The sequence below is a fragment of the Kocuria sp. p3-SID1428 genome, from assembly GCF_025149945.1.
GTDB lineage: Bacteria > Actinomycetota > Actinomycetes > Actinomycetales > Micrococcaceae > Kocuria.
In genome coordinates this window covers 1-1,131 of sequence record NZ_JALXVH010000092.1, presented here as the reverse complement: position 1 = coordinate 1,131, position 1,131 = coordinate 1, and the positions used below count along the sequence as shown (strand labels likewise).

The 1,131-nt window shown below is 68.4% G+C and carries 1 protein-coding gene; it reads left to right on the top strand.

Annotated elements, in window-relative coordinates; genetic code table 11:
• Nucleotides 1–25: 25 nt before the first annotated feature.
• A protein-coding gene (locus M3E84_RS12350) for an IS3 family transposase (RefSeq protein ID WP_259896578.1) occupies nt 26–1,131 on the top strand; the annotation gives its coding sequence in 2 pieces (ribosomal slippage) (nt 26–296 and nt 296–1,131; 1,107 coding nt annotated over the 2 pieces). This gene is flagged as partial in the annotation.

Below are 1,131 nucleotides of genomic sequence, written 5' to 3'. Positions count from 1 at the left end.
CGCGGGCAGGGAGACTGGTCAGATCATGACGAACAGCAGGAAGCGTCACACCCCGGAGCAGGTCGTCCGTAAGCTCGGGCAGGCCGACAGGATGCTCGCCGACGGTCAGGACGTCGCGGCGGTGTGCCGGGAGCTCGGGGTGTCCGAGCAGACGTACTACCGGTGGCGGAACCAGTACGGCGGCCTCAAGGCCGACGACGCAAAGCGCCTGAAGGAGCTGGAGAAGCAGAACGCGACCCTGAAGCGTCTGCTCGCGGAAGCGGAGCTGGAGAAGGCCGGGCTCAAGGAGCTGGCTGAGGGAAACTTCTAAGCCCGGACAGGCGCCGCGCCGCCGTCGATCACCTCAAGCGCAAGCCGCGGGTGAGCGAACGGATGGCGTGCCGTCTGGTCGGGCTGAGCCGCTCCGCGTACCGGCGACCGCTCAAGGGCGACACGGTCGCGGACCCGGATCGGGCGCTCAGGGAATGGCTGCGCGACTGGGCGAAGGACCATCCCCGCTACGGGTATCGGCGGGCGTATCACGACGCCCGCGCCGAGGGATGGGTGGTGAACCACAAGAAGATCCAACGCCTGTGGCGTGACGAAGGGCTCCGGGTCCCGCAGCGGCGTCGACGCAAGCGCGTCGGGTCCTCGACCGTCGACGCGCCGACGGCGGACGCGCCGAACGTGGTGTGGGCGGTGGACTTCCAGTTCGACGCCGACGAGCACGGCCGACCGATCAAGATCTGCTCGATCGTCGACGAACACACCCGGGAGTGCATCGGCGGCCTCGTGGAGCGCTCGATTACCGCCGACCGACTCACCGCCCACCTCGAGGACCTCGTCGCCGCCCGGCGCGCCCCGGCGGTGCTCAGATCGGACAACGGGCCGGAGTTCATCAGCGAAGCGATGGCCGACTGGGCCGGCACCCGCACCGGCCTGTCCTACATCCCTCCGGGCTCGCCGTGGCGCAACGGGTACGTCGAGTCGTTCAACAGCCGGATCCGCGACGAGTGCCTCAACATCAACAGCTTCTACTCGCTGCTGCACGCACAGGTCATCATCGGCGACTGGAAGGACGAGTACAACCACCACCGCCGGCACTCCTCGCTCGGCTACCTGCCCCCAGCCGAGTACGCTCGAAAGTGCACC